The sequence below is a fragment of the Lactobacillus sp. M0396 genome (genome assembly GCF_016101625.1).
GTDB classification, from domain to species: domain Bacteria; phylum Bacillota; class Bacilli; order Lactobacillales; family Lactobacillaceae; genus Lactobacillus; species Lactobacillus huangpiensis.
In genome coordinates this window covers 1-312 of sequence record NZ_JACFQE010000028.1, presented here as the reverse complement: position 1 = coordinate 312, position 312 = coordinate 1, and the positions used below count along the sequence as shown (strand labels likewise).

General features: G+C 35.6%; 1 protein-coding gene. It reads right to left on the bottom strand.

The features are described from left to right. On the bottom strand, window positions 1–312 hold a 312-nt coding region (locus tag H3T43_RS09325), incomplete at both ends, for an SLAP domain-containing protein (protein WP_198214178.1).

Below are 312 nucleotides of genomic sequence, written 5' to 3'. Positions count from 1 at the left end.
TTACCATATTTACTGTATACATAGGCATTATGCTTCAATTTCAGTTTCTTGGCATCGATATTTCCTGCAGCTATATACAAGCCATCGTCAAGTTCATAGTAGATCCTCTGATTGATAACCTTCTGGGTTACTACATCTATATTTGAACCAGAATTTATTATCAAGCCGTTTGCACGAACACCATTTTGATCATAAAGATAAGCATTATGCATTACCTTCTTATTGACAATGATATGAGATTGATCTCCAGCTACCACTCCGGCAGTTGTTTGTCTCAATGTTACATCTTGACTTGCAATATTTGCTGCTTTT